General features: G+C 64.7%; 20 protein-coding genes. 9 read left to right on the forward strand and 11 right to left on the reverse strand.

Going from position 1 to position 21,769, the window contains the following annotated elements; genetic code table 11:
- Positions 1 to 34 precede the first annotated feature (34 nt).
- Genes A9K71_RS18655 through A9K71_RS18665 form a run of 3 tightly spaced genes read left to right on the forward strand, consistent with a single transcriptional unit; the run spans position 35 to position 4,189 of the window.
- Positions 35 to 1,120 (forward strand): ABC transporter permease, encoded by a 1,086-nt coding sequence (locus A9K71_RS18655; protein WP_066999072.1) that lies wholly within the window; start codon positions 35 to 37, stop codon positions 1,118 to 1,120.
- Between the two features lie 10 nt (positions 1,121 to 1,130).
- On the forward strand, positions 1,131 to 2,801 hold the full coding sequence (locus A9K71_RS18660; RefSeq protein WP_066998967.1) for an ABC transporter ATP-binding protein: 1,671 nt from the start codon (positions 1,131 to 1,133) through the stop codon (positions 2,799 to 2,801).
- A gap of 20 nt (positions 2,802 to 2,821) precedes the next feature.
- Positions 2,822 to 4,189 (forward strand): alpha-glucosidase/alpha-galactosidase, encoded by a 1,368-nt coding sequence (locus tag A9K71_RS18665; protein ID WP_066998970.1) that lies wholly within the window; start codon positions 2,822 to 2,824, stop codon positions 4,187 to 4,189.
- Positions 4,190 to 4,290: 101 nt separating this feature from the next.
- Here the strand turns inward: A9K71_RS18665 and purD are convergent, their stop codons facing one another.
- Entirely contained in the window at positions 4,291 to 5,571 is a 1,281-nt protein-coding gene (gene purD / locus A9K71_RS18670; RefSeq protein ID WP_066998973.1) for a phosphoribosylamine--glycine ligase, read from the reverse strand.
- Positions 5,572 to 5,975: 404 nt separating this feature from the next.
- On the opposite strand from purD, the gene ubiA reads away from it, so the two are divergent.
- The gene (gene ubiA / locus A9K71_RS18675; protein ID WP_066998977.1) at positions 5,976 to 6,959 is read left to right on the forward strand and encodes a 4-hydroxybenzoate octaprenyltransferase; all 984 of its coding nucleotides are present in this window, start codon (positions 5,976 to 5,978) and stop codon (positions 6,957 to 6,959) included.
- Between the two features lie 163 nt (positions 6,960 to 7,122).
- Here ubiA and A9K71_RS18680 read toward each other — a convergent pair whose 3' ends face one another.
- From A9K71_RS18680 to A9K71_RS18690, 3 genes are all read right to left on the reverse strand, one after another.
- Positions 7,123 to 7,689, reverse strand: a complete 567-nt coding sequence (locus A9K71_RS18680; protein WP_066998980.1) for a DUF6101 family protein — start codon at positions 7,687 to 7,689, stop codon at positions 7,123 to 7,125.
- A 184-nt stretch (positions 7,690 to 7,873) separates the two neighbouring features.
- Positions 7,874 to 9,304 carry an FAD-binding oxidoreductase gene (locus A9K71_RS18685; RefSeq protein WP_066998984.1) on the reverse strand — a complete coding sequence of 477 codons (1,431 nt, stop codon included), beginning with the start codon at positions 9,302 to 9,304 and terminating at the stop codon, positions 7,874 to 7,876.
- Between the two features lie 78 nt (positions 9,305 to 9,382).
- Positions 9,383 to 10,345, reverse strand: a complete 963-nt coding sequence (locus A9K71_RS18690; protein WP_066999076.1) for an L-threonylcarbamoyladenylate synthase — start codon at positions 10,343 to 10,345, stop codon at positions 9,383 to 9,385.
- A gap of 276 nt (positions 10,346 to 10,621) precedes the next feature.
- On the opposite strand from A9K71_RS18690, the gene A9K71_RS18695 reads away from it, so the two are divergent.
- Entirely contained in the window at positions 10,622 to 11,104 is a 483-nt protein-coding gene (locus A9K71_RS18695) for a hypothetical protein (protein WP_066998986.1), read from the forward strand.
- Between the two features lie 57 nt (positions 11,105 to 11,161).
- Here A9K71_RS18695 and glyS read toward each other — a convergent pair whose 3' ends face one another.
- Entirely contained in the window at positions 11,162 to 13,474 is a 2,313-nt protein-coding gene (glyS, locus tag A9K71_RS30620; protein ID WP_082980589.1) for a glycine--tRNA ligase subunit beta, read from the reverse strand.
- Positions 13,475 to 13,692: 218 nt separating this feature from the next.
- Between glyS and A9K71_RS18710 the strand changes: the two genes are divergently transcribed.
- Positions 13,693 to 13,875, forward strand: a complete 183-nt coding sequence (locus A9K71_RS18710) for a hypothetical protein (RefSeq protein WP_066998989.1) — start codon at positions 13,693 to 13,695, stop codon at positions 13,873 to 13,875.
- On the opposite strand, the gene A9K71_RS18715 is transcribed toward A9K71_RS18710, so the two are convergent.
- Complete coding sequence (locus tag A9K71_RS18715; RefSeq protein WP_082980591.1) at positions 13,872 to 14,816, reverse strand: glycine--tRNA ligase subunit alpha; 945 nt, start codon at positions 14,814 to 14,816, stop codon at positions 13,872 to 13,874. The genes A9K71_RS18710 and A9K71_RS18715 overlap by 4 nt on opposite strands.
- Positions 14,817 to 14,988: 172 nt before the next feature.
- Between A9K71_RS18715 and A9K71_RS18720 the strand changes: the two genes are divergently transcribed.
- Complete coding sequence (locus A9K71_RS18720; protein ID WP_066998995.1) at positions 14,989 to 15,450, forward strand: GNAT family N-acetyltransferase; 462 nt, start codon at positions 14,989 to 14,991, stop codon at positions 15,448 to 15,450.
- 50 nt (positions 15,451 to 15,500) lie between these two features.
- On the opposite strand, the gene A9K71_RS18725 is transcribed toward A9K71_RS18720, so the two are convergent.
- The 5 genes from A9K71_RS18725 to A9K71_RS18745 form a co-directional block, all read right to left on the reverse strand.
- A complete protein-coding gene (locus A9K71_RS18725) occupies positions 15,501 to 17,276 on the reverse strand; it encodes a tetratricopeptide repeat protein (RefSeq protein ID WP_066998997.1) in 1,776 nt (591 codons plus the stop codon).
- Between the two features lie 187 nt (positions 17,277 to 17,463).
- A complete protein-coding gene (locus A9K71_RS18730; protein ID WP_066999000.1) occupies positions 17,464 to 17,880 on the reverse strand; it encodes a DUF1284 domain-containing protein in 417 nt (138 codons plus the stop codon).
- Positions 17,877 to 18,485 (reverse strand): biotin transporter BioY, encoded by a 609-nt coding sequence (locus tag A9K71_RS18735; protein ID WP_066999003.1) that lies wholly within the window; start codon positions 18,483 to 18,485, stop codon positions 17,877 to 17,879. The genes A9K71_RS18730 and A9K71_RS18735 overlap by 4 nt, the downstream gene beginning before the upstream one ends.
- Positions 18,486 to 18,697: 212 nt before the next feature.
- Positions 18,698 to 19,363, reverse strand: coding sequence for a GntR family transcriptional regulator (locus A9K71_RS18740; protein ID WP_066999005.1), 666 nt, complete (start codon positions 19,361 to 19,363; stop codon positions 18,698 to 18,700).
- A 107-nt stretch (positions 19,364 to 19,470) separates the two neighbouring features.
- Positions 19,471 to 20,484 (reverse strand): polyprenyl synthetase family protein, encoded by a 1,014-nt coding sequence (locus tag A9K71_RS18745; protein WP_066999009.1) that lies wholly within the window; start codon positions 20,482 to 20,484, stop codon positions 19,471 to 19,473.
- 162 nt (positions 20,485 to 20,646) lie between these two features.
- On the opposite strand from A9K71_RS18745, the gene A9K71_RS18750 reads away from it, so the two are divergent.
- The gene (locus tag A9K71_RS18750) at positions 20,647 to 20,871 is read left to right on the forward strand and encodes a DUF2007 domain-containing protein (RefSeq protein ID WP_066999078.1); all 225 of its coding nucleotides are present in this window, start codon (positions 20,647 to 20,649) and stop codon (positions 20,869 to 20,871) included.
- On the forward strand, positions 20,871 to 21,665 hold the full coding sequence (locus tag A9K71_RS18755) for a methyltransferase (protein WP_066999011.1): 795 nt from the start codon (positions 20,871 to 20,873) through the stop codon (positions 21,663 to 21,665). The genes A9K71_RS18750 and A9K71_RS18755 overlap by 1 nt, the downstream gene beginning before the upstream one ends.
- Positions 21,666 to 21,769: the final 104 nt, after the last annotated feature.

The raw sequence follows: 21,769 nt of genomic DNA on the forward strand, positions 1-21,769 counted from the left end.
TCCCTCACCCCCGCCACCCGCCGAAGGAGCCGCGATTCCGGCCGCGCATGGCAACGAGAGCTACATCGCGCTTGTCTGGCGCCGGCTGAAGCGCTCCTGGACCGGCATGGCCGGGCTATGCCTGGTCGTGCTGCTGCTTCTCATGACCCTGTTCGCGGAATTCCTCGCGCCTCTTGACCCGAAAGCGACCGATATCGCCTTCGCGCCGCCGCAGATGGCTAGCTTTCACGACAAGGACGGCAACTTCGTCGCGCGGCCAAGAATTTACGCGCTGGCCGAATCGACCGACCTCGACCCGGTGACCTTCCAGCCGATCGTCGGCCCCGATTACGATCATCCACGACTGCTCGGCTTCTTCGTCGAGGGCGCGCCCTACAAACTCTTCGGCCTCATCCCGGCGAACCGGCATTTCTTCGGCTCGATGGACGGCCAGCCGGTGCATTTCCTCGGCACCGACAAGTTCGGCCGTGATGTGCTTTCGCGCGCCATCCATGGTTCGCGCGTCTCACTGATGATCGCGCTGACGGTGGTCTTCATAATCACCGTGATCGGCACCAGTGTCGGCATGGTGTCCGGCTATTTCGGCGGCCGGTTCGATGTCTGGATGCAGCGCTTCGTCGAACTGGTGCTCGCCTTCCCGCAACTGCCGCTTTACCTGGCGCTGACGACGCTGATCCCGGTCACCGCGCCGACCAATGTCTTTCTCGCCTTCGTTATCATCGTCATGTCGGCGCTTGGCTGGGCGCAGATGTCGCGCGAAGTACGCGGCAAGACGCTGGCGCTGGCGCGCATCGACTATGTGCGCGCGGCCATGGCGGTGGGCGCCACCGATCGGCGGATCATCATCCAGCACATCTTTCCCAATGTGATGAGCCACGTGATCGTCGCCGTGACGCTGGCGATCCCGACGGTGGTGCTTCTGGAATCCTTCCTCGGCTTCCTCGGCTTCGCGGTGAAGCCGCCGCTGATCTCGTGGGGCCTGATGCTGCAGGACACCGCGACCTATTCGGTCATCGGCACCTATCCCTGGATCCTGTCGCCGGTCGGCTTCGTGCTGGTCACCGTTTTTGCCTTCAACGCGCTGGGCGACGGCCTGCGCGATGCCGTCGATCCCTATTGAGGTGGCAGGAATGACGACGATCGCGCTTGCCCAATCCTTCGCACCCGCCGTCCGGCTCGACCATGACGGACGCCACGACCAGCCGGTCATCGACGCCCGCAACATCGAAGTCGCCTTCAAGGTCGAGCACGGCGTCGTCGAGGCGGTTAAGGACGTCTCGTTCCAGCTCTATCGCGGCGAGACGATCGCGATCGTCGGCGAATCCGGTTCCGGCAAATCGGTGACCGCGCGCACCGTCATGGGGCTTTTGTCGCGGCGGGCGACCGTATCGCCGAGGTCAAGCGTCGACTATCTCGGGCAAAACATCCTGAAATTCGCCGAGAGCGCCCGGCGCAAGCTGCGCGGCAACCGCATCTCGATGATCTTCCAGGAGCCGATGAGCTCGCTCAACCCGATCTATTCGGTCGGCAGCCAGATCGTCGAAGCGATCCGGGTGCACCGCAAGGTGAGCCGCAAAGAGGCCTGGGCGCGAGCGCTCGAGCTTTTGCGCCATGTCCAGATTCCCGAACCCGAAGCACGCCTCAAGCAGTATCCGCACCAGCTCTCCGGCGGCCAGCGGCAGCGCGTCATGATCGCCATGGCTTTGGCCAACGAGCCCGATGTACTGATCGCCGACGAGCCGACCACCGCGCTCGACGTCACCGTCCAGGCGCAGATCCTCAACCTGATCCGCAATCTGCAGAAAGAAATGCGGATGGCGGTGGTTCTGATCACGCACGATCTCACCGTGGTGCGCAAGTTCTCCGACTATGTCTATGTCATGCAGCATGGCGAGATGCGCGAGCATAACGTCACCGAGCGGCTCTTCGCCGATCCGCAGCATCCCTACACAAAGCGGCTGCTCGCATCGGAACCACACGGCCGGCCGAAGCCGCTGCCCGAAAAGTCCAGCACGATCCTCGAGGCGAACGGCGTGCGCGTCTGTTTCACGCTGCGGCACGGCACGTTCCTGAAGCCGGACTGGCGCGAGCTGGTCGCGGTCGACGATCTCGACCTCAAACTTTGCCGTCACGAGACGCTGGGCCTGGTCGGCGAATCCGGTTCCGGCAAGACCACTTTCGGCCAGGCGCTGCTTCGGCTGCTCGACGCGAGGCGCGGCGAGATCCGTTTCGATGGCCAGCCGATCCAGGATCTCACGCGCGCCGAGATGCGGCCGCTGCGCTCGCGCATGCAGATCGTCTTCCAGGATCCGTTCTCCTCGCTCAACCCGCGCATGACGATCGGCCAGATCATCGAGGAAGGGCTGGTCGTCAACAGGATCGGGGCCACACGGCGCGAGCGGATCGAGCGGGTGCGTGAGGCGCTGGTCAGCGCCGGCATGCCCGGCGATATCCTGTCACGGTTCCCGCACGAATTTTCGGGCGGCCAGCGGCAGCGTATCGCGATCGCGCGGGCCATCGCGCTGGAGCCCGAGTTCATCCTGCTCGACGAGCCGACATCGGCGCTCGATCTTTCCGTGCAGGCGCAAATCATCGACCTGCTGCGCAGGCTGCAGGACGAGCGCGGCTTGAGCTATCTCTTCATCTCGCACGATCTCAAGGTGGTGCGGGCGCTCTGCCACCGCGTGATCGTCATGCAGCACGGCAAGATCGTCGAACAGGGGCCCGTAGACGAGGTCCTCACCAGTCCCAAGACCGCCTACACCGAACGGCTCGTCCGGGCCGCTTTCGACGTGGCGTGACCATATTCCGGAGGCTCACAGTGGCAAGAAATCCCAGGATCACCTTCATCGGCGCCGGCTCGACGGTGTTCATGAAGAACATTGTCGGCGACGTGCTGCAGCGCCCGGCGCTGTCGGGCGCGACGATCGCTTTAATGGACATCAACCCGCAGCGGCTGGAAGAGAGCGCGGTCGTCGTCAACAAGCTGATCGCGACCCTCGGCGTGAAGGCGAAGGCTGAGACCTATTCCGACCAACGCAAGGCGCTGTCCGGCGCCGATTTCGTCGTCGTCGCCTTCCAGATCGGCGGTTACGAGCCCTGCACCGTCACCGACTTCGAGGTGCCGAAGAAATATGGCCTGCGCCAGACGATCGCCGACACGCTCGGCGTCGGCGGCATCATGCGCGGCCTGAGGACGGTGCCGCATCTGTGGAGGATCTGCGAGGACATGCTCGCCGTCTGCCCCGACGCGATCATGCTGCAATACGTCAACCCAATGGCGATCAACACCTGGGCGATCGCCGCGAAATTCCCCCAGATCAAGCAGGTTGGGCTCTGCCATTCCGTGCAGGGCACGGCGATGGAGCTGGCGCACGATCTCGACCTTCCCTATGAGGAGATCCGCTACCGCGCAGCTGGCATCAACCACATGGCCTTTTACCTCAAGTTCGAGCATCGCCAGCCGGACGGCTCCTATCGCGACCTCTATCCCGACCTTGTCCGCGCCTATCGCGAGGGCCGCGCGCCGAAGCCCGGCTGGAACCCGCGCTGCCCCAACAAGGTGCGCTACGAGATGCTGACCCGGCTCGGCTATTTCGTCACCGAAAGCTCGGAGCATTTCGCCGAATACACGCCCTATTTCATCAAGGAAGGCCGCCCCGATCTGATCGAGAAATACGGCATCCCGCTTGACGAATATCCGAAGCGGTGCATCGAGCAGATCGAGCGCTGGAAGGGCCAGGCGGAGGCCTACCGCTCGGCCGACCGGATCGAGGTGACGCAGTCGAAGGAATACGCCTCGTCGATCATGAACTCGGTGTGGACCGGCGAGCCCTCGGTGATCTACGGCAATGTCCGCAACAATGGCTGCATCACCTCGCTGCCTTTCGATTGTGCGGCGGAAGTGCCGTGCCTGGTCGATGCTTCCGGCATCCAGCCGACCTATATCGGCGAGCTGCCGCCGCAGCTGACGGCGCTGATCCGCACCAACATCAACGTTCAGGAACTGACGGTGCGGGCGCTGATGAGCGAGAGCCGCGAGCACATCTACCACGCGGCGATGATGGACCCGCACACGGCGGCCGAGCTCGATCTCGATCAGATCTGGTCGCTGGTCGACGACCTGCTTGCAGCGCATGGCGACTGGTTGCCGGCCTGGGCGCGACCGGGCAAAAGCAAGGCTGCCTGATTAGAGCAATTTCAGAAAAAGTGTGAAGCGGTTTTCGTCGGAAACTGCGTCAAAACAAATAGACGGGAGATTTCGCCGTTTCCGTGAAACGGTGAGATGTCCTATTTGCCGGTCTGCTCGCGCTCGACGGCGCGCCAGCCGATGTCGTGGCGGAAGAAACCCTGCGGCCAGTCGATACGATCGATCGCCGCGTAGGCCTTTTTTTGTGCTTCCCCGACGGTGGTGCCGGTTGCCGTGACGTTGAGCACGCGGCCGCCATTGGCGACGAGCGCGCCGCCGTTGATGGCAGTGCCCGCGTGGAAGATTTCGGCGCCGTCGCTGGCGGCCTCGTCGAGACCGCGGATCACCGAGCCCTTTTCCGGCGTGCCGGGATAGCCCCTCGCCGCCATCACCACGGTCAGTGCCGCCTCGTCGCTCCAGCGCGCAGACATATGCGCGAGCTGGCCGTCGACGGCGGCGTTGAGCAGGACGAGCAGGTCGTCCTTCAGCCGCATCATCAGCACCTGGCATTCGGGATCGCCGAAGCGGGTGTTGTACTCGATCAGCTTGGGGCCTTGGTCGGTGATCATCAAACCGGCGAAGAGGATGCCGGCGAAAGGCGCGCCGAGATTGGCCATGCCGCGCATCGTCGGCTCGATGATCTCGCGCATGGTGCGCGCGGTCATCTCGGGCGTCATCACCGGCGCCGGCGAATAGGCGCCCATGCCGCCGGTGTTCGGACCGGTATCGCCGTCGCCGACGCGCTTATGGTCCTGCGCGGTGCCGAAGGGCAGCGCGGTGGCGCCGTCGCATAGGCAGAAGAAGCTCGCTTCCTCGCCGGTCAGATATTCCTCGACGACGACCTCGGCGCCGGCGGAGCCAAAAGCGCCGTCGAAACAGGCGTCGAGCGCGGCAAGCGCCTCCTCCAGCGTCATGGCGATGGTGACGCCCTTGCCGGCGGCAAGCCCGTCAGCCTTGATGACGATCGGCGCACCCACCTTTTCGACATAGGCTTTGGCCGCCGCGAGATCGGCGAAGCGGCCATAGGCTGCGGTCGGGATGTTGAACTTGGCGCAAAGATCCTTGGTAAAGCCCTTCGAGCCTTCGAGCCGCGCCGCCGCCTTGGAGGGGCCGAAGACGCGGATGCCCCAGGCGCGCAAATCATCGGCAATGCCAGCCACCAGCGGCCCTTCCGGACCGACGACGACGAGGTCGATCTTCTTCTCCTGGCAGAAGGCGGCCACAGTGGAGTGGTCGGCGATGTCCAGCTTGACCAGTTCGGCGAAACGGCCGATGCCGGGATTGCCGGGCGAAGCATAGAGCTTCGTCAGCAGCGGCGACGCGGCGATCTTCCAGGCAAGCGCATGTTCGCGGCCGCCGGAGCCGAGAAGAAGAACGTTCATGGCCACCTCTTGCTGATCGTCTCCCCGAACCCGCTATTGGTCCAAGGGCGACGGGTCAAGGCGTGTTGGCGTTTTGGGGGCGATTGCACACGGGAAGATTGCCCACATCAAGACGCAATGAGGCAATTTGCCGGCTAGGGAACCGATCCCGCCCGGCCCAATCCAAAGTCGACTCAGCTCCGGAAAACGATGGGGAACCAGTCCTCGCGCAACTTCTGGCCGGGCTTGATGTGCTTCCCATGCAGCGCATTGTTCTCGCCCACGACGCGCGCCTGCGCCTATCGAAGGCGGCACTCGCCTTCATCGAGACAGCGAAAGCATGGTTCGCCAGTCACGATGTTTTCACTGCCTGAGCGACAACGCGGCTGCTTGACGGCGCCCATCGCTGCTGCCACTCCAGCACGATGGAAACCATCCAGTCGAAAGCAGCCCAGGGCCGCGTCGCGGACGCGCCGAGCGGCCATTGGGTTTACCGGGTGCTGCCGCGCTGGCTGTGGCCCTATGCGCAGCTTGCGCGCTGGGACCGGCCGATCGGCTGGCAGCTGCTCTTGTGGCCCTGCTGGTGGTCGGCGGCTCTTGCGGCCAGCGCCTATCCGCGGCCGACGGATCCGCTGCTGACGCTGTTGCCCGCGCCCTGGTACCTGTTCCTGTTTTTCATCGGCGCCGTCGCCATGCGCGGCGCCGGCTGCACCTACAACGACATCGTCGACGAAGACATCGACAACCAGGTCGAGCGCACCCGCTCGCGGCCGCTGCCGGCCGGCAAGGTGACGCGCCGCCAAGCCTGGGCGTTTCTGATCATCCAGGCGCTGGTCGGGCTCGGAGTGCTTTTGCAGTTCAACAGCTTCGCCATTCCGCTCGGCATCGCCTCGCTGGCGATTGTCGCGATCTACCCGTTCATGAAGCGCATCACCAACTGGCCGCAATTGGTGCTCGGGCTCGCCTTCTCCTGGGGCGCGCTGATGGGCTGGGCGGTCGAGTTCGGCGATCTCGATGGCCCCGCCATCATGCTTTATATCGGCTCGATCCTGTGGGTGATCGGCTACGACACGATCTACGCGCATCAGGACAAGGAAGACGACGCCATCGTCGGCGTGCGCTCCACGGCACGGCTTTTCGGCGACAACACCAAGACCTGGCTCACCGGGCTCTATGGCGGCACGCTCGCCTGCTTCGCCATCGCCTTTGCCTCGGCTCAAGTGCCGATGCCGGCGCTGGCCGGGCTGATCGCCGCCGGCGCGCATATGGCGCGCCAGATCATCCGGCTCGACATCAACGATCCCGATCAGTGCCTGAAGCTGTTCAAGTCGAACAACCAGGTCGGCTGGCTGATCTTTCTGGGGCTGATCGGCGGGGCGTTTTGGGTGGTGCTGAAGCCGCTGGTGTAGCGCCTCTCCTTCTCCCTTTGTCGTGGGAGAAGGTGGCTCGGCGCGCAGGGCCGAGACGGTTGACGGTGTTCCAGCGGAGTGAGAGCTCGGCGTTCCCTGGAAAACCCCTCATCCATCGCCTTCGGCGACACCTTCTCCCACAGGGGGAAGGGAAGGATCGCGGCTATTCGCGCGCGATAATCTCCTCACCGCCGACGACGAGACGCAGGCCGAGATTGCCGGTCCTGCGGCGGGCGAGGAAGCGCGGGCGGCGCATGTTGGAGACACGGCCCTTGCGGCGGTCCTGCGGCGGCAGGGCCTTGATGGCGGCGCCGAGCGATTCCTCCAGCGTGCGGGCGACGCCGTCGGCCTCGATCAGAAGCATCGGCAGGCGATAGGCGTCGGCCCAGGCGCGCCAATCGGCGGCGACGTCGTCGAGATCGTCGGCGACCAAAAGCGGCACCGACAGCATCGGATCATTGTGCAAAAGTTCCAAGGTCACGGTGACATTGCCGTCCGGATCCTCCATGGCGCGGGCGGCGACACCACGGAAGGCATTGGTGGGCAGCGCGATGATCGCCGGCACGCCGCTCATCTCCAGCGTGCGGCGGATAACGGCGCCGCGCTGGTCGATGGTGAAGGTTACATCGCCATAGTCGTCGCGCGTGGCATAGCTTACCATCTGCGGCAGGCGAAACGGGTCGAGACGCATGTTGCGCCCCGCCCAGACTGGCTTCAGTCCAGTGTTCATCGAATGCCTTCCTGTTTCTCCTGAGGGCCGTTTTCCGGTTCTCTCCGGGCCGGTTTTTCCGGCCTCGTTATGCGGGAAACATTAGCGCTCGCTTCTTACCGCCGCGCTTAAGAAAGTCAGTTAAATTTTGCTGATCGGAGCCGATGGTTATCGGAATGCGACCAGCCACAAGATGTTGGAAGAATTAGATAACCTTACCGGGATTCATGATGCCGGCCGGGTCGAAGGCCGCCTTCACCCGGCGCATCAGATCGATCGCCATTGGCGGCGCCGTGGCGATCAGCTCGTCGCGCTTCAATTGGCCGATGCCGTGCTCGGCCGAGATCGAGCCGTGGAAAGAGCGCACGACATCGTGCACGGCTTTGTTCATCGGGTGGTAGAGCTCAAGGAACGGCTCGTCCTGCCAATCCAGCGGGCGAGAGATGTTGTAGTGAAGATTGCCGTCGCCCATGTGGCCGAAGCAGACGACCCGGGCGCCGGGACAGACAGTCTGGACCACGCCAGCCGCTGTGTCGATGAATTCGGGGATCGCGGCGATCGGCACCGAGATGTCGTGCTTGATCGAGGCGCCCTCCGGCTTCTGGCATTCGGGCAACGTCTCGCGGAAGTTCCAGAAGGCATCGCCCTGGGCAAGGCTTGCGGCGACCACCGCATCGCCGACGATGCCCTGCTCGAGCCCGGCCGACAGGATCTCCTCGATGAGCGCCCTGCCATCTTCTTCCGAGCGACCTGAAGAGACCTGCATCAGGGCATACCACGGCCAGTCATCCGCCAGCGGTCGGGTGATGCCTTGCCCGTGCTTCAGCGTGAAGTCGTAAGGCCGTTTGGCGATCAGCTCGAAAGCCGTGAGCGAAGCACCGGCGCGATCCATCGCCAAGGTGAACAGCGAGAGCGCTGCCTTGGGCGACGACAGCCCGGCGAAGGCAACCTCCCTGCCCTTCGGCTTCGGAAAGAGCTTCAGCACCGCGGCGGTGATGACGCCGAGTGTGCCCTCGGCGCCGACGAAGAGGTTTTTCAGATCGTAGCCGGTGTTGTCCTTCTTCAGCTTGCGCAGATCGTCGAACACGTCGCCGGTCGGCAGCACCACTTCGACGCCGAGGCAAAGCTCGCGCGCATTGCCATAGGCAAGCACGCCGGTGCCACCGGCATTGGAAGAAAGATTGCCGCCGATCTGGCAGGAGCCTTGGGCTGCAAGCGACAGCGGGAACAGCCGGTCGGCGGCGTCCGCCGCTTCCTGCAGCGTCTGCAGGATGACGCCGGCCTCGGCGGTGATGGTGTTCGACAGGACATCGATCTCGCGGATGCGGTTCAGCCGCGACAGCGAGAGCACGATGTCGCGGCCGGACTTGTCCGGCACTTGGGCGCCGACCAGCCCGGTGTTGCCGCTCTGCGGCACGACCGGCGTTCCGGTCTCGGTCGCGAGCCGCATGATGCGGCTCACTTCCTCGACGCTGCCCGGCCTCAGCACCAGCGGTGTCCGGCCATGCCAGAGGCCGCGCCGCTCGATGATGTAGGGCGCGATGTCAGCCTGATCGCGCAGCGCGTATCTGTCGCCGACAATGGCAGCGAAGCGCTCGATGAGGGCAGGATCGAGGTCGAAGGGCTGGTCATTCATGCGCCCAAACCTAGAGCAATTCCAGGAAAAGTGTGAAGCGGTTTTCCGTCCGGAATTGCGTCAAAACAAAGAGATAGGTCAGTCGATCTTGTCGCGCGGGGCAGCGGCGCGCGCGAGCCGGTCGTTGATCGCCTCGCCCAAGCCGTCGGCCGGGATCGGCTCGACGGCGATCGTGGCCGCGCCGCTGCGGTCGAGCGCCTGCATATAGGCGAAAAGATTGGCGGCGGCCTCCCGCAGATCGCCCGCCTCGGAAAGATTGCGCAGCGCCACGGCATCCCGCCAGCCTTCAGCGCGAGCGCGGCCGAAGGCGAGCAGCGCCTCGCCGCTGGCGAGCTTGCCGACATTGAGCCGCATCGATGCGCCCGGCGCGTAATGCGAGGCGAGCATGCCGGGCGCCTGGATTCCGGCAGCGCCGCGGATCACCTCAACGTCGGCGACCGCTTCAATGTCCCGGGCAGCAATGCCGCCGGGTCGTAGCAGACGCAGCTTGCCGTCTTCGATCTTGACGATCGTCGATTCCAGGCCGACGGGCGTCGCGCCGCCGTCGACCACCAGCTTGATCTTCTCGCCGAGATCAGCCGCCACGGCCTCGGCCGTCGTGGCGCTGATCCTGCCGGAGGAATTGGCGCTGGGCGCCGCGAGCGGCCGGCCCAATCTCGCGATCAGCTCGCCGCCGAAGCCTCTCGGCATGCGCAGCGCGATCGTGTCAAGCCCGGCTGTGACGAGCGGATGGATGCCGTTTTCCGCGCCCTGCGGCAACACCAGCGTCAGCGGACCGGGCCAGAAAGCTTCCGCCAGCTTTGTTGACAATAGATCGAATGTAGCAATGCGGTTTGCCATGGCGAGGTCGGCGACGTGGGCGATCAGCGGGTTGAAGCGCGGGCGACCCTTGGCCTCGAAGATACGCGCCACGGCAGCCCCATTCGTGGCGTCACCTGCCAGTCCGTAAACGGTCTCGGTCGGGATGGCGACAACATCGCCGCCTTCGAGCAGCGCCAGCGCCCTTTCCATCGCCTCGCCGACGCCAAGTATCTCAGCCAAATTCACCACCGATCCTGAACATGCCGGTCCCGTAATACGGCATGGCAGCAGGGGCAAGGGCGCGCATTGGCGATTTATCAATCCCTAAAATGTTAAGTTTCCGCGCAAGCCGGCATCAATTCGCCGACGCTAGGGTGCGGATTTCCGGTTGGTGGGCGGAGAGTTGTCGTGATGCGTATGTCTTGCTTCGATGCAATTGCGAACGGAAAGCTGTTACGTCGCTTTCCTGGAATTGCTCTAGGAGCGGTCGTTATCGGTCTTCTGGCGACGAGCGGCTTGGCACAGGCTTCGTCCATCGTCGTGCTCGGCGCGGCGACCTCGACGCCATCCATTGTCAGGCTGGCCGCGATCGAGCCCGGCAAGGCTACACCGTCAGTTGTGGCGCTCGGCGAGCCGGTGCCAGCCGTCACCGATGAGAAAGTAGCCGCGATCCCGGAGAAATCCGGACAGAGGCACGCGCAAACGCCGACGATCATTCGCGGCGGCATCGTCGGCGGCGCCTCGGCGACGCCCGCGGCGACTGCCCCGGCCAAAGAGGCCGCGACACCGGCAAACGGCACCGCGCCCGCCGCCACGCCTCCCAACGGAACGGCTGCGGCCACGCCCCCCAACGGCACGGCTCAGGCTGCCGCCAACGGCGATACCAAAGCTTCCGAGAACAACCCCGCCACGACGGCAACCGCGTCTGACGGCGAGACCCAACCGGAAGTCCAACCGGAAGCTGCCCCGACGCCGCCGCGCTTCAGCAAGGCGATGTAGGCGCGACGGCCTCCCGCGCCTTACGGAGCATTCAGCTTCCGACCGGCATTCTGGCTGTCAGCCGACGATTTTTGAAAAATCGGCGACCTGGTCGGTGGCGGCGCGGATGCGGGCAAGCAGGGCCAGGCGGTTGGCGCGCACGGCCTGATCCTCATCATTCACGAGAACCCCTTCAAAGAATGAATCAACCGGTTCACGCAAAACGCTAAGCGTCAGCATGGCGGCGGAAAAATCTTCGTTTTGAATCGCTTGGCCGGCTGCCTTCTCGGCCTGATTCACCGCGGCCGACAGCTTCTTTTCCGCATCTTCGCGGAACAGCGCCGGCTCAACTATCTCGGCGACCCGTGTTTTCTTCTTCTCCTCGGCAGCCAGGATGTTGGCGGCGCGCTTGGTACCGGCGAGGAGGTTCTTGCCATCCTCCGTGTCGAGGAACTTGCCCAGCGCCTCGACGCGGCGAACGATCTGCAGAAGGTCGTCGGACTGCGGCGTGATGACGGCGTCGATCAGATCGTATCGTGCACCGCTTTCGCGGAGATATACCTTGAGGCGGTCATGGAAGAAGCCGAGGAGATCCGAAATTTGTGCGACGTCGCCGGCGAAGCTCGCAAAGGCCTTGGCGAAGACCGATGTCAGTCCGAGGCGAATGCGGTTCTCGATCAGGATCCGGACCACGCCGAGTGCAGCTCTTCTGAGCGCGAACGGATCCTTGCTGCCTGTCGGCTTTTCATCAATCGCCCAGAAGCCGGTCAGCGTATCGAGCTTGTCGGCCAGCGCGACAGCAACCGACACCGGGTCGGTCGGCACCCGGTCGGACGGGCCTTGCGGCTTGTAGTGCTCCTCGGCGGCCGCGGCCACCGACGGATGCTCACCCTGGAGCAGCGCATATTTGCGGCCCATGGCGCCCTGCAATTCCGGGAACTCGCCTACCACCTCGGTCTGCAGGTCGGCCTTGGCGAGCACCGCGGCGCGGGCGACGAGCGCGGTAATCTCCCCCCTCGAGGGGGAGATGTCGCCAGAGGCGACAGAGGGGGTCGTCTCGCGTGGAGTGCCAACCTCTTCCCTCTTCGAAAGGCCAGAATGCGTCGCACCAGCCGAAGCAACCCCCTCTGGCCTGCCGGCCATCTCCCCCTCAAGGGGGGAGATCGACTTCGCCACCGTCGGCGCCAATTCTTCGGCCAAGCGCTTGATGCGCTCGACCCGGGCGCCCTGCGTGCCAAGCTTGGCATGGAAGGTCACATTGAGATGGTCAAGGCGCGCCATGCGCTGGTCGAGCGGCTTCTTTAGATCCAGCTCGAACTTCGCCGCCGACTCTTGCAGCGTGCCGAGGTCGGGCAGATCGCCCTGGTCGGTCTTCCAGAAATAGAGGGCGTCTGAGAGACGCGCCCGCACCACCTTGCCATTGCCGTAGGCGATCTCTTTGCCGCCGTCCTTCGCCTCGATATTGGCAACCAGGATGAAGCGGTTCGACAGATCTTCGCCCGCGCCCTGCGGCCGGGTGACGAAGCATTTCTGATTGGCGCGAATGGTTAGGCGAATGACCTCGGCCGGGATGGTGAGAAAATCCTGCTCGAACTCGCCCATCAGCACGACCGGCCATTCGACTAGGCCGGAGACCTCTTCCAGCAGGCCCTCGTCCTCGACGAGGTCGAGGCCGTTGGCGAAGGCGACATTGCGGGCATCGGCCAGGATGATCTCCTTGCGCCGGTCGGCATCAAGCACGACCTTGGCCGCTTCGAGCTTCGCCGCATAGTCGTCGAAGCGGCGCACGGTGATCGGGCCCGGTGCGTGGAAGCGGTGGCCGTAGGTGACGTTGCCGGAGCGGATGCCGTCGATCTCGAAGTCGACCACCACCGGCTCCTCGGTCTCCGGGCCGAAGGTGCAGACGATCGATTGCAGCGGCCGCACCCAGCGCAGTGAGCCGGGCTTGGCCGAGGCCGCGCCCCAGCGCATCGATTTCGGCCAGGGAAAGTTCTTGATGATGCCCGGCACCAGCTCGGCGATGATCTCTTCCGCCGCCCTGCCCGGCTTGGAGATGTGGGCGACGTAGAAGTCGCCCTTCTTGGGATCCGAATGGACATGCGCCTCGGCGATCGATGAAAGGCCGGCCTTGCGCAGAAAACCCTGCACCGCCTGCTCGGGCGCCGTGGTCGAGGGGCCCTTGATCTCCTCGAGAATGTCCTTAGAGCGCGCCGTCAGCCCGCGCACGTCCAGCGCCAGGCGTCGCGGCGTCCAGTATTCGCGCGCCGCCTCATAGGTCAGGCCCGCCTCGACCAAGCCGTCGGTCAGCATCTTGCGAAGATCGCCAGCCGCCTTGCGCTGCATGCGCGCGGGGATTTCTTCCGAGCGGAGTTCTAGGACTAGGTCAGGCATAGGGTCAGCTCATGCTGGCGAAGGGTCCGGCGCGGCATAGCAACTCGGCTCGCGCCTGTCACCCTGCCTGCCGGTCGGCAGTTCGAGCTGTTTCAGGAAATTTTCAGTTCTTTGTCGGGACGACGCGAGCCCAGCCGTCATAAGAACAGACACCCCATGAACCAAACGCAGTGCTGAAGCGACCAACGCTCAGACGGAGAACTATTGGCTGAACGACCATGAAGACGGCATCGAGAATCCTGCAGGTCCTGGCGCTGAGCGCCTGCTTCGCCGCCCAGATGCATGGCACATTCTCGATGCCGGGCGTGCGACAGGCACTGCGGACGATCGATGCCGCGACAGTCCAGATCACGTTGCCGACGGCAGCCGCCGCCGAGATCGCCAGCGCGACTTGGGGCTAAGTCGCCAGGCCGCCCGCCCGCGTCTGCAGGAACGCCTCCCCGCAAGCCTTGGCAAGGTTGCGCACGCGCAGGATGTAGCTTTGGCGCTCGGTGACGGAAATCACGCCGCGCGCGTCGAGCAGGTTGAAGACGTGGCTGGCCTTGATGCACTGGTCATAGGCGGGGAAAACCAGACTGTGCATCGACGAATTGTCGTTCGACGCCGGCGCGCCGGCGGCGAGCAGCGCTTTGCACTCGGCTTCGGCGTCCTCGAAATGCCGAAGCAGCATCGCGGTGTTGGCGAATTCGAAATTGTGGCGCGAATATTCCTGCTCGGCCTGCAGGAAGACGTCGCCATAGGTGACCTTCTCAGGCCCTTCGCGGCCGTTGAAGTTCAAGTCATAGACATTGTCGACGCCCTGCACATACATGGCGAGACGCTCGAGCCCAAAGGTGAGCTCGCCGGCCACCGGCGCGCATTCGATGCCGCAGACCTGCTGGAAATAGGTGAACTGCGACACTTCCATGCCGTCGCACCAGCACTCCCAGCCGAGGCCCCAGGCACCCAGCGTCGGGCTTTCCCAATCGTCCTCGACGAAGCGGATGTCATGCAGCAGCGGATCCACGCCGATGGCTTCCAGCGAGCCGAGATAGAGTTCCTGCAGGTTCGGCGGGTTCGGCTTCAGGATCACCTGATATTGATAGTAATGCTGCAGCCGGTTCGGGTTCTCGCCGTAGCGGCCGTCCTTCGGCCGGCGCGACGGCTGCACGTAGGCCGCGTTCCAGCGCAACGGGCCGAGCGCGCGCAAGGTGGTGGCGGGGTGGAAGGTGCCGGCGCCGACTTCCATGTCGTAGGGCTGCAGGATGACGCAGCCGTAAGCTGCCCAGTAGTTGTGCAAGGTCAGGATCAGCCCCTGGAAGGAGCGGCTGGGATGCATGTGGGCAGGGATCTCGACGGTCACGGCGGCCTCGGAAAGCGCTGGGAGTGGGCTTTCCCTAGTTGCCGGGCCGGCAAGCGTCAAGGCACGGCGCCGCATCGAGGAGAGGTTGAACGCTTTGCCGGCGGCTGGCCCATTGAAGGCCGCCCACGCGGGCCGTTTGCTTCGGTGAGCCGCAACGACAAAGGTTCCCGCCATGCCTGGTCAACTCACTGTCCGCCCCGTCACCCAGCAGGACTACGAGCAGTGGCTGCCGCTCTGGGACGGCTACAACGAATTCTACGGCCGCTCGGGCGAGACCGCGCTTGCCGGCGAGATCACCCAGATGACCTGGTCGCGCTTCTTCGACGCTTACGAGCCGGTGCATGCTCTGGTGGCCGAGCGCGACGGCAAGCTTCTCGGCCTCGTCCATTATCTCTACCACCGCTCGACCACGGCGATCGCGCCGAACTGCTATCTGCAGGATCTCTTCACCTCACAAGCCGCGCGCGGCCAAGGCGTCGGCCGGGCGCTGATCGAAGGCGTTTACGAGCGCGCCAAAGCCGCGGGCTCGGGTCGCGTCTACTGGCTGACGCATGAGACCAACCACACCGCCATGCAGCTCTATGACAGGATCGGCGAGCGCTCGGGGTTCGTCGTCTACCGCAAGATGTTTTGAAAACGTTGCGGGGCCCAAAAGGGCCCCGCCAAACTGCAGAATTGTGCGCCTCAGCCCTTCGGCGCCGCGGGCGGGACCGGTTTCACCTTCGGCGTTTCCTGCGCCGTGTTGGACTCGATCGGCGGCAGGCCCTTCAGCAGCTTCTGCTGCAAGGTGGCGAGCACATCCGGGTCCGGCTTCAGGTCGCGTGCCTGGGTCCACTGGAAGGTCGCTTCCAGCTTGCGGCCGACGCGCCAATAGGCGTCGCCCAGATGGTCATTGAGAACCGGATCCTCGGGCTTCAGCGATACGGCGCGCTCCATTTCGCGCACGGCGTCGTCGAAGCGGCCGAGGCGGTAATAGGCCCAGCCAAGCGAGTCGACGATGTAGCCGTCGCTTGGCCTGAGATCCACGGCCTTCTGGATCATCGCCAGGCCTTCCTTGAGGTTCATGTTCATGTCGACCCAGGAATAGCCGAGATAGTTCAGAACCTGCGGCTGGTCGGGCTGCAGCTCCAGAGCCTTGCGGAAATTGGGCTCGGCCTTCGGCCATTCCTTCAGCCGCTCATAGGCGATGCCGCGCTGGTAGAAGATGTTCCAGTTGGCGGCGGTCGGCGTCTTCAGCTGTTCGACCGCCTTGTCGTAGAGATTGGCAGCCGAACGGTAGTCCTCCTTCGAGGAGTAGACGCCGCCAAGCGCCAGGTAGCCGCGCATGTCGGTCGGGTGCGCATCGACATAACCCTTGAGATGCGCGATGGCTTCGTCGTGACGGTCGATGTCGGCAAGGTTCAGGCCAAGCTGCAGCTCAGAAAGCTCCTTCAATGGCGAGGAGGCCGGAATGCGCCGATAGAGCGCGATCGCGCCTTCGCCGTCCTTCAGCTGCTCGGCGACGGCGGCGAGCTGCACGAGGGCGGCGTCGCTGTCCGGCTTCAGCGCCAGCGCATATTGCAGATAGAGCCTCACGAAAGGCTCGCCGCCGCCACGGTTGAGCGCGGTGGCGAGGTCGAGCAGGATTTCCGAGGCCCCGTCGGCCGGGGTAGCGACCAGGGGCTCGATCTTGTCGCCCTTGCTGATCCTGTCGCGCAGCGTGGTGATTTCGAGCTTGCCAGGCGCGAAGGCTTCGGCCTGGTTCAGCACCGCCATCGCCTTTGTCTTGTCGCCCTTGCGGGCGAGGAACGAGGCATAGGCCTGGGCATTGCGCATCCACGTCTCGGGCGCGGAGCCGCCGGCGGCGGTATCGGCCAGGGTGGCGGCGTAGATCTCATCGGCCTTGGGGGAAAGGCCGGCGGCGTCGGCGATGAGGGCGCGATGGAAGGACTTGAACAGGCCGAACCAGTCCGGCCCCTTCAGCTTATCGATCGAAGCCATCGCCTCGGAGGCATCGCCCGCGCCTTCCTTGGCCCAACCGTCCATGACGCCGGAGAGCAGCCGGTCGAGATCGGATTCGAGCGACAGCTTCAGCCAGTACTGAGCCTTGACGTAGTCCTTCTTGTGGAAGGAATCGACGGCAAGCGCCAGACGCGAGAAGCGCTCGACATCGGGAACTTCCTTGAGCTTGTCGGCATAGACCAGCGATTCCTCGAAGCGGCCCTGGGCGACCAGCGCCAGCATGAGGCTCTGCTGCAGCTCGGTGTCATTGGGGGCAAAGGCCAGCGCCTGCTTGTAATAGGCGATGGCATTGTCGAGATCGTTGTCGCTTTCGGCAATATGGGCGGCAAGATAGGCGCCCGAAAAGGACGTGATCTGGACCGGTTGGGAGTTTTCCTTGGCATGGGCAGGCAGCACCGACAGCGCCACACCCGTTAAAAATGCCAGCCTCGTCAGCCAGCGCGCACGTCCTTGCCGCATTGTATCCCTTTCAGCCAGACGCGATCCCCCCTTGGCGGACCGCCCACAGAGTCGATGTTTTCCCGACAAAGCATGGCCTTTTTGGGGTCAGGCTTCAATCCGCAGCGAATCACAATGCAATCATCGGCTTAAAAAATACGGCGTGCGTCCAAAAAAGTCCGGCGCGGGAAGCCGCAGACAGCGCCGCCTAAAGACGCGTATCTTGGAATCCGCTGAGGGCAACCGCGCTGCACAGGTTGGACCATTCGCAGCCCGAGCACGCCTGACGCGTCAGGCCGGAGGAAAACGCCTTGCGCATCGGCGCCAGGCTAGAGGCATCCAACACGAGCCGGTCGCCGGCCTGGACGGACCGGCCGAGGAGAGCGCCGACGTCGCGCGCCGCGAGCCCGTCGCGCTCGGCGGCGCCTTCGCCCAGGCAGTGCGGCTCGGGCTCGACCAGCATCGGGGTGCAGATGTCGTCCGGCCCCGACACGATCAGGACCGCCTCGCCGTCGCCCAGCCGCTTCACCACCTTGTCGTAGTTGGCGGTGAAGGCGGGCGAGTAGCCTTTGCCGACATAGGTCAGCAGGCAGAGCAGATGGTGGGCGCGCAGCCTGACAGTCATTGCGTCTTTGACGAGCGGTCGCGCGGTTCGGCCCGATAGGTGGAAAAGAGCTTCAGCGTTGCGGCGCCCAGCGCCGACTTCAGGAGGCCGCCGACAATGAAGGGCAGGAAGCCGAAGGTGATGGCCTTCTCGGCGCCGATCATGGCGGCAAGCCAGGCCGTGCCGAGAACCAGGCACAGAAGATTGCCGATGAGCATGGCGGCGAAGGCAAGCATCACCCGATTGCCGTTCCAGCCGCGCTCGGCCAGCCAGCCGACGATCGCACCGACGATCGGGAAGGAGAAGAGATAGCCGCCGGTCGGGCCCATAAAATGCTGCACGCCGGCCGCACCGCCGGCCAGAACCGGGAAGCCGGCGGCACCCTCGACAAGCCAGACCGTGATGGTCAGCGCGCCGAAGCGCCAGCCATAGAGCGCACCGACCAGCGTCACCGCGAAGGTCTGCATGGTCACCGGAACCGGCACCATCGGCACCTCGATGTAGGACGACAGCGCCAGGAACAGCGAGCCGAGGACGACGGCGCCGAACTGCCAGGCAACGGAGCGGCTGTGCAGTTGGAGCGGGCTGAAGGAAGACTGGCGGGTCGAAACGGCGATATTTGTCACGGTGAGGTGGTCCCTGGTTGAGTTGAAATTATAGATAATTCCTGCAATCGATCTATTATCGAATCCACATTTTTGCGGAGATGGCAAGCGCTGCCTTGCGGAGGCAGATCGCAGGAGCAATGAGGCTCAGCCATTCACCGGGCATTGGGGCACCCAAACCGACATTTGACTGCTACGGAGCGCAGAAAGGCAGCTGTGTCTGTGTTCTCGCGTTAGCCGACGATGGCGAAGGCGTCGCGAGTCCTGCCGGAAGCGGTCTTGACCGGTTTTTGGCCGATCCATTGCACATGCCGGCCGAGCGTGGCGGCGGCCGATTCCGTGTTGCCTTGCCTCAGCGCGCTCAGGATCGCCCGGTGATCCTGATCGGTGCGGGTCTCCCATTCGGAGCGCCAGGCGGCGAACAGGAAACGCGCGCTTGCGGCATGCAGGTCGTCGATGGTGGAAAGCAGGCGCGGCATGTTGCAGGGCGTCAAGATCAAGCGGTGGAAGGTGCGATTGGCCTCCTCCCAGGAGCGGACATCGCGGGATTTGTCGCCCGCCTTGGTCGCCTCCTCGGCGCGGTCGAGGATCGCCGGCGTCAGATGCGGCGCGGCGTGGCGCAGCGCCAGCACTTCGAGCGCCGCGCGCATCTCGGCCACTTCCCTGACCTCGCCGAGGTCGAAAGCGGCCACACGCACGCCGCGGCGCGGCTCGCTGATCGCCAGACCTTGCGCCTCGAGGCGGCGGAAGGCCTCGCGCACCGGCACGTGGCTGGTGCCGAATTCCTCGGCGACATGGTCCTGGCGCAGCCGCGATCCGGGCTCGATAACGCCCGAAATGATGCGGTCCGCCAGTTCCTTGCTGATGCGGACGGCGATCGTGTCCTCTGTGGTGGCCATGTTTTATAGATAATTTGCTGAGCTGCCGTTTGTCGAGACGGCCAGAGCGGAATCACAGGCGCCCGCCCGGCGGACGCCAGGCGATGCCAAGGAGAACCGACAGGCGCTCAGTTGACGCGGCTGATGCAGAAATCGATGACGTCGATCAGCGCCGATTTCTGCGGCGTCGCCTCCAGCGGCGCGAGCGCGTCGCGGGCGATCTCGCCGAAGTGACGGGCGCGACCGATCGTATCGGCGATGGCGCCATGGCGGGTCATCAGACCGATCGCCTTTTCGAGCCCGGCATCGTCGGCGGCATTTTCCTCGATGGCGCGCTTCCAGAAGGTGCGCTCGGCCTTGGTGCCCCGCCGATAGGCGAGGATCACCGGCAGCGTCACCTTGCCCTCGCGGAAATCGTCGCCGACATTCTTGCCGAGGTCCTTGCTGGAGCCGCCATAGTCCAGCGCGTCGTCTATGAGCTGGAAGGCAAGGCCGAGATTCATGCCATAGGAGCGCAGAGCCGCCCGGTCGGTGCGGGAAGCGAGCGCGATCACCGGACCGACCTCGGCGGCGGCCGAGAACAGGGCGGCGGTCTTGGCCTTGATGACGGCGAAGTGCTCGTCCTCGGTGGTCTCCAGATTCTTGGCAGCCGCAAGCTGCATCACCTCGCCCTCGGCGATGATGGAGGCGGCGCTCGACAGGATGTCGAGAGCCTCCAGCGAGCCGACTTCGACCATCATGCGAAAAGCCTGGCCGAGCAGGAAGTCGCCGACCAGCACGCTCGCCTGGTTGCCCCAGATCATGCGCGCCGTCTTCTTGCCGCGGCGAAGCGCGCTCTCGTCGACGACGTCATCGTGGAGCAGCGTCGCGGTGTGCATGAATTCGACTGCGGTGGCGAGCTTGACGTGCCCCTCGCCCGCATAGCCGAACATCTGGGCGGCGGCGAGCGTCAGCATCGGCCGCAGCCGCTTGCCGCCGGACGAGATCAGGTGGTTGGCGACCTCCGGGATCATCTCGACGTCGGAGCCGGCCTTCGACAGGATCAGCTCGTTGACCCGTCCCATGTCGGCTGCCGTCAGGTCGATGAGATCCTGGATGGAAGCAGGTTCCCGCTTGCCTTCGATATTCAGAACGACACCCACCACGATCACTCCCGTCTCATTGACGCGCCCGACAACACCCTGGTCCCGGTGAGACTCTAGGTCGGCACAACCGCGCACGGCAAGAGGCGAATTGGCGCGGTTTGGCTGGCGCTGGGCGGCCCCGGCGTTTACATGAGCGCCGCAACCTGCGATTTTCATTCCATGATCGAGCTTGTCCGCACCAACGACGCCGTCCTCATCTCCTTCGTCGAATCGCTCATGCGCGACGCCGGCATCGCCTGCTTCGTCGCCGACCAGAACATGAGCGTCCTCGACGGATCGATCGGCATCCTGCCCAGGCGCGTCATGGTCGATGCCGAGAAAGCCGATGCCGCACGGCGCATCCTGAAGGATGCCGGCATCGAGAACGAGATCCGCCGGCAATAATGGCAGCATCAACCGCCCTCGCCCCGGACACGCCGGCCCACACGGTCGACGCCTTCCATCGCGGGCGCTTCTGGCTGGTGCAGCCGCGACAAGGCCACCGTGCCGGCATGGACGCCATGATGCTGGCGGCTGCCGTCCCATCCGGCTTTTCCGGCCGGCTCGCCGATTTCGGCGCGGGCGCCGGTGCGGCGACGCTCGCCGTGCTGTCGCGCTGCCCTTTGGCACACGCGGTTCTGGTCGAGCGTTCCGCGGAGATGGCGGCCTTTGCCGCGGCCACGCTTGCCCACCCCGGGAACGCGCATCTCGGCGACCGCGCCTCGGTGCTTAAGGCCGACGTCACGCTTGCCGGACGGGCACGGCACGGAGCCGGACTTGCCGACAATTCGTTCGACTTCGTCGTCATGAACCCGCCCTTCAACGCGGCACAAGACCGCGCAACGCCGGACGCGCTGCGCAGAGAAGCGCATGTCGCGGAGGACGGCCTGTTCGAGCGCTGGATCAGAAGTGCGGCCGCCGTCGTCAAGCCGCGCGGCGGACTGGCGGCGATTGCGCGGCCGGAGCAGCTTGTCGCCATCCTGGATGCGATGGAAGGCCGCTTCGGCGATGCCGAGATGCTCTGCGTGCACCCACGCCCAGACGCGGCGGCGATCCGCATCGTCGTCAGGGCGGTGCTCGGCGCGCGCGGAAAACTGTCGATCCGGCCTCCGCTCACCTTGCACGGCGCATCCGGCAACGAGCCGACGGAGCGGACCGAAATGATCAACAACGGGCTGGCGTCGCTGTTCGGCGATTGATCAGAGGCCGGCGATGCGGCATTGCCGTTGCGCGGCGAATTCCTACATGCCCGGGAGCAAGGATGAGGTCTGACCTTGCTCTAGCATCTCTTGTGGAGACAAGC

The sequence above is a fragment of the Mesorhizobium sp. WSM3873 genome, from assembly GCF_001672445.1.
Classification (GTDB): domain Bacteria; phylum Pseudomonadota; class Alphaproteobacteria; order Rhizobiales; family Rhizobiaceae; genus Mesorhizobium.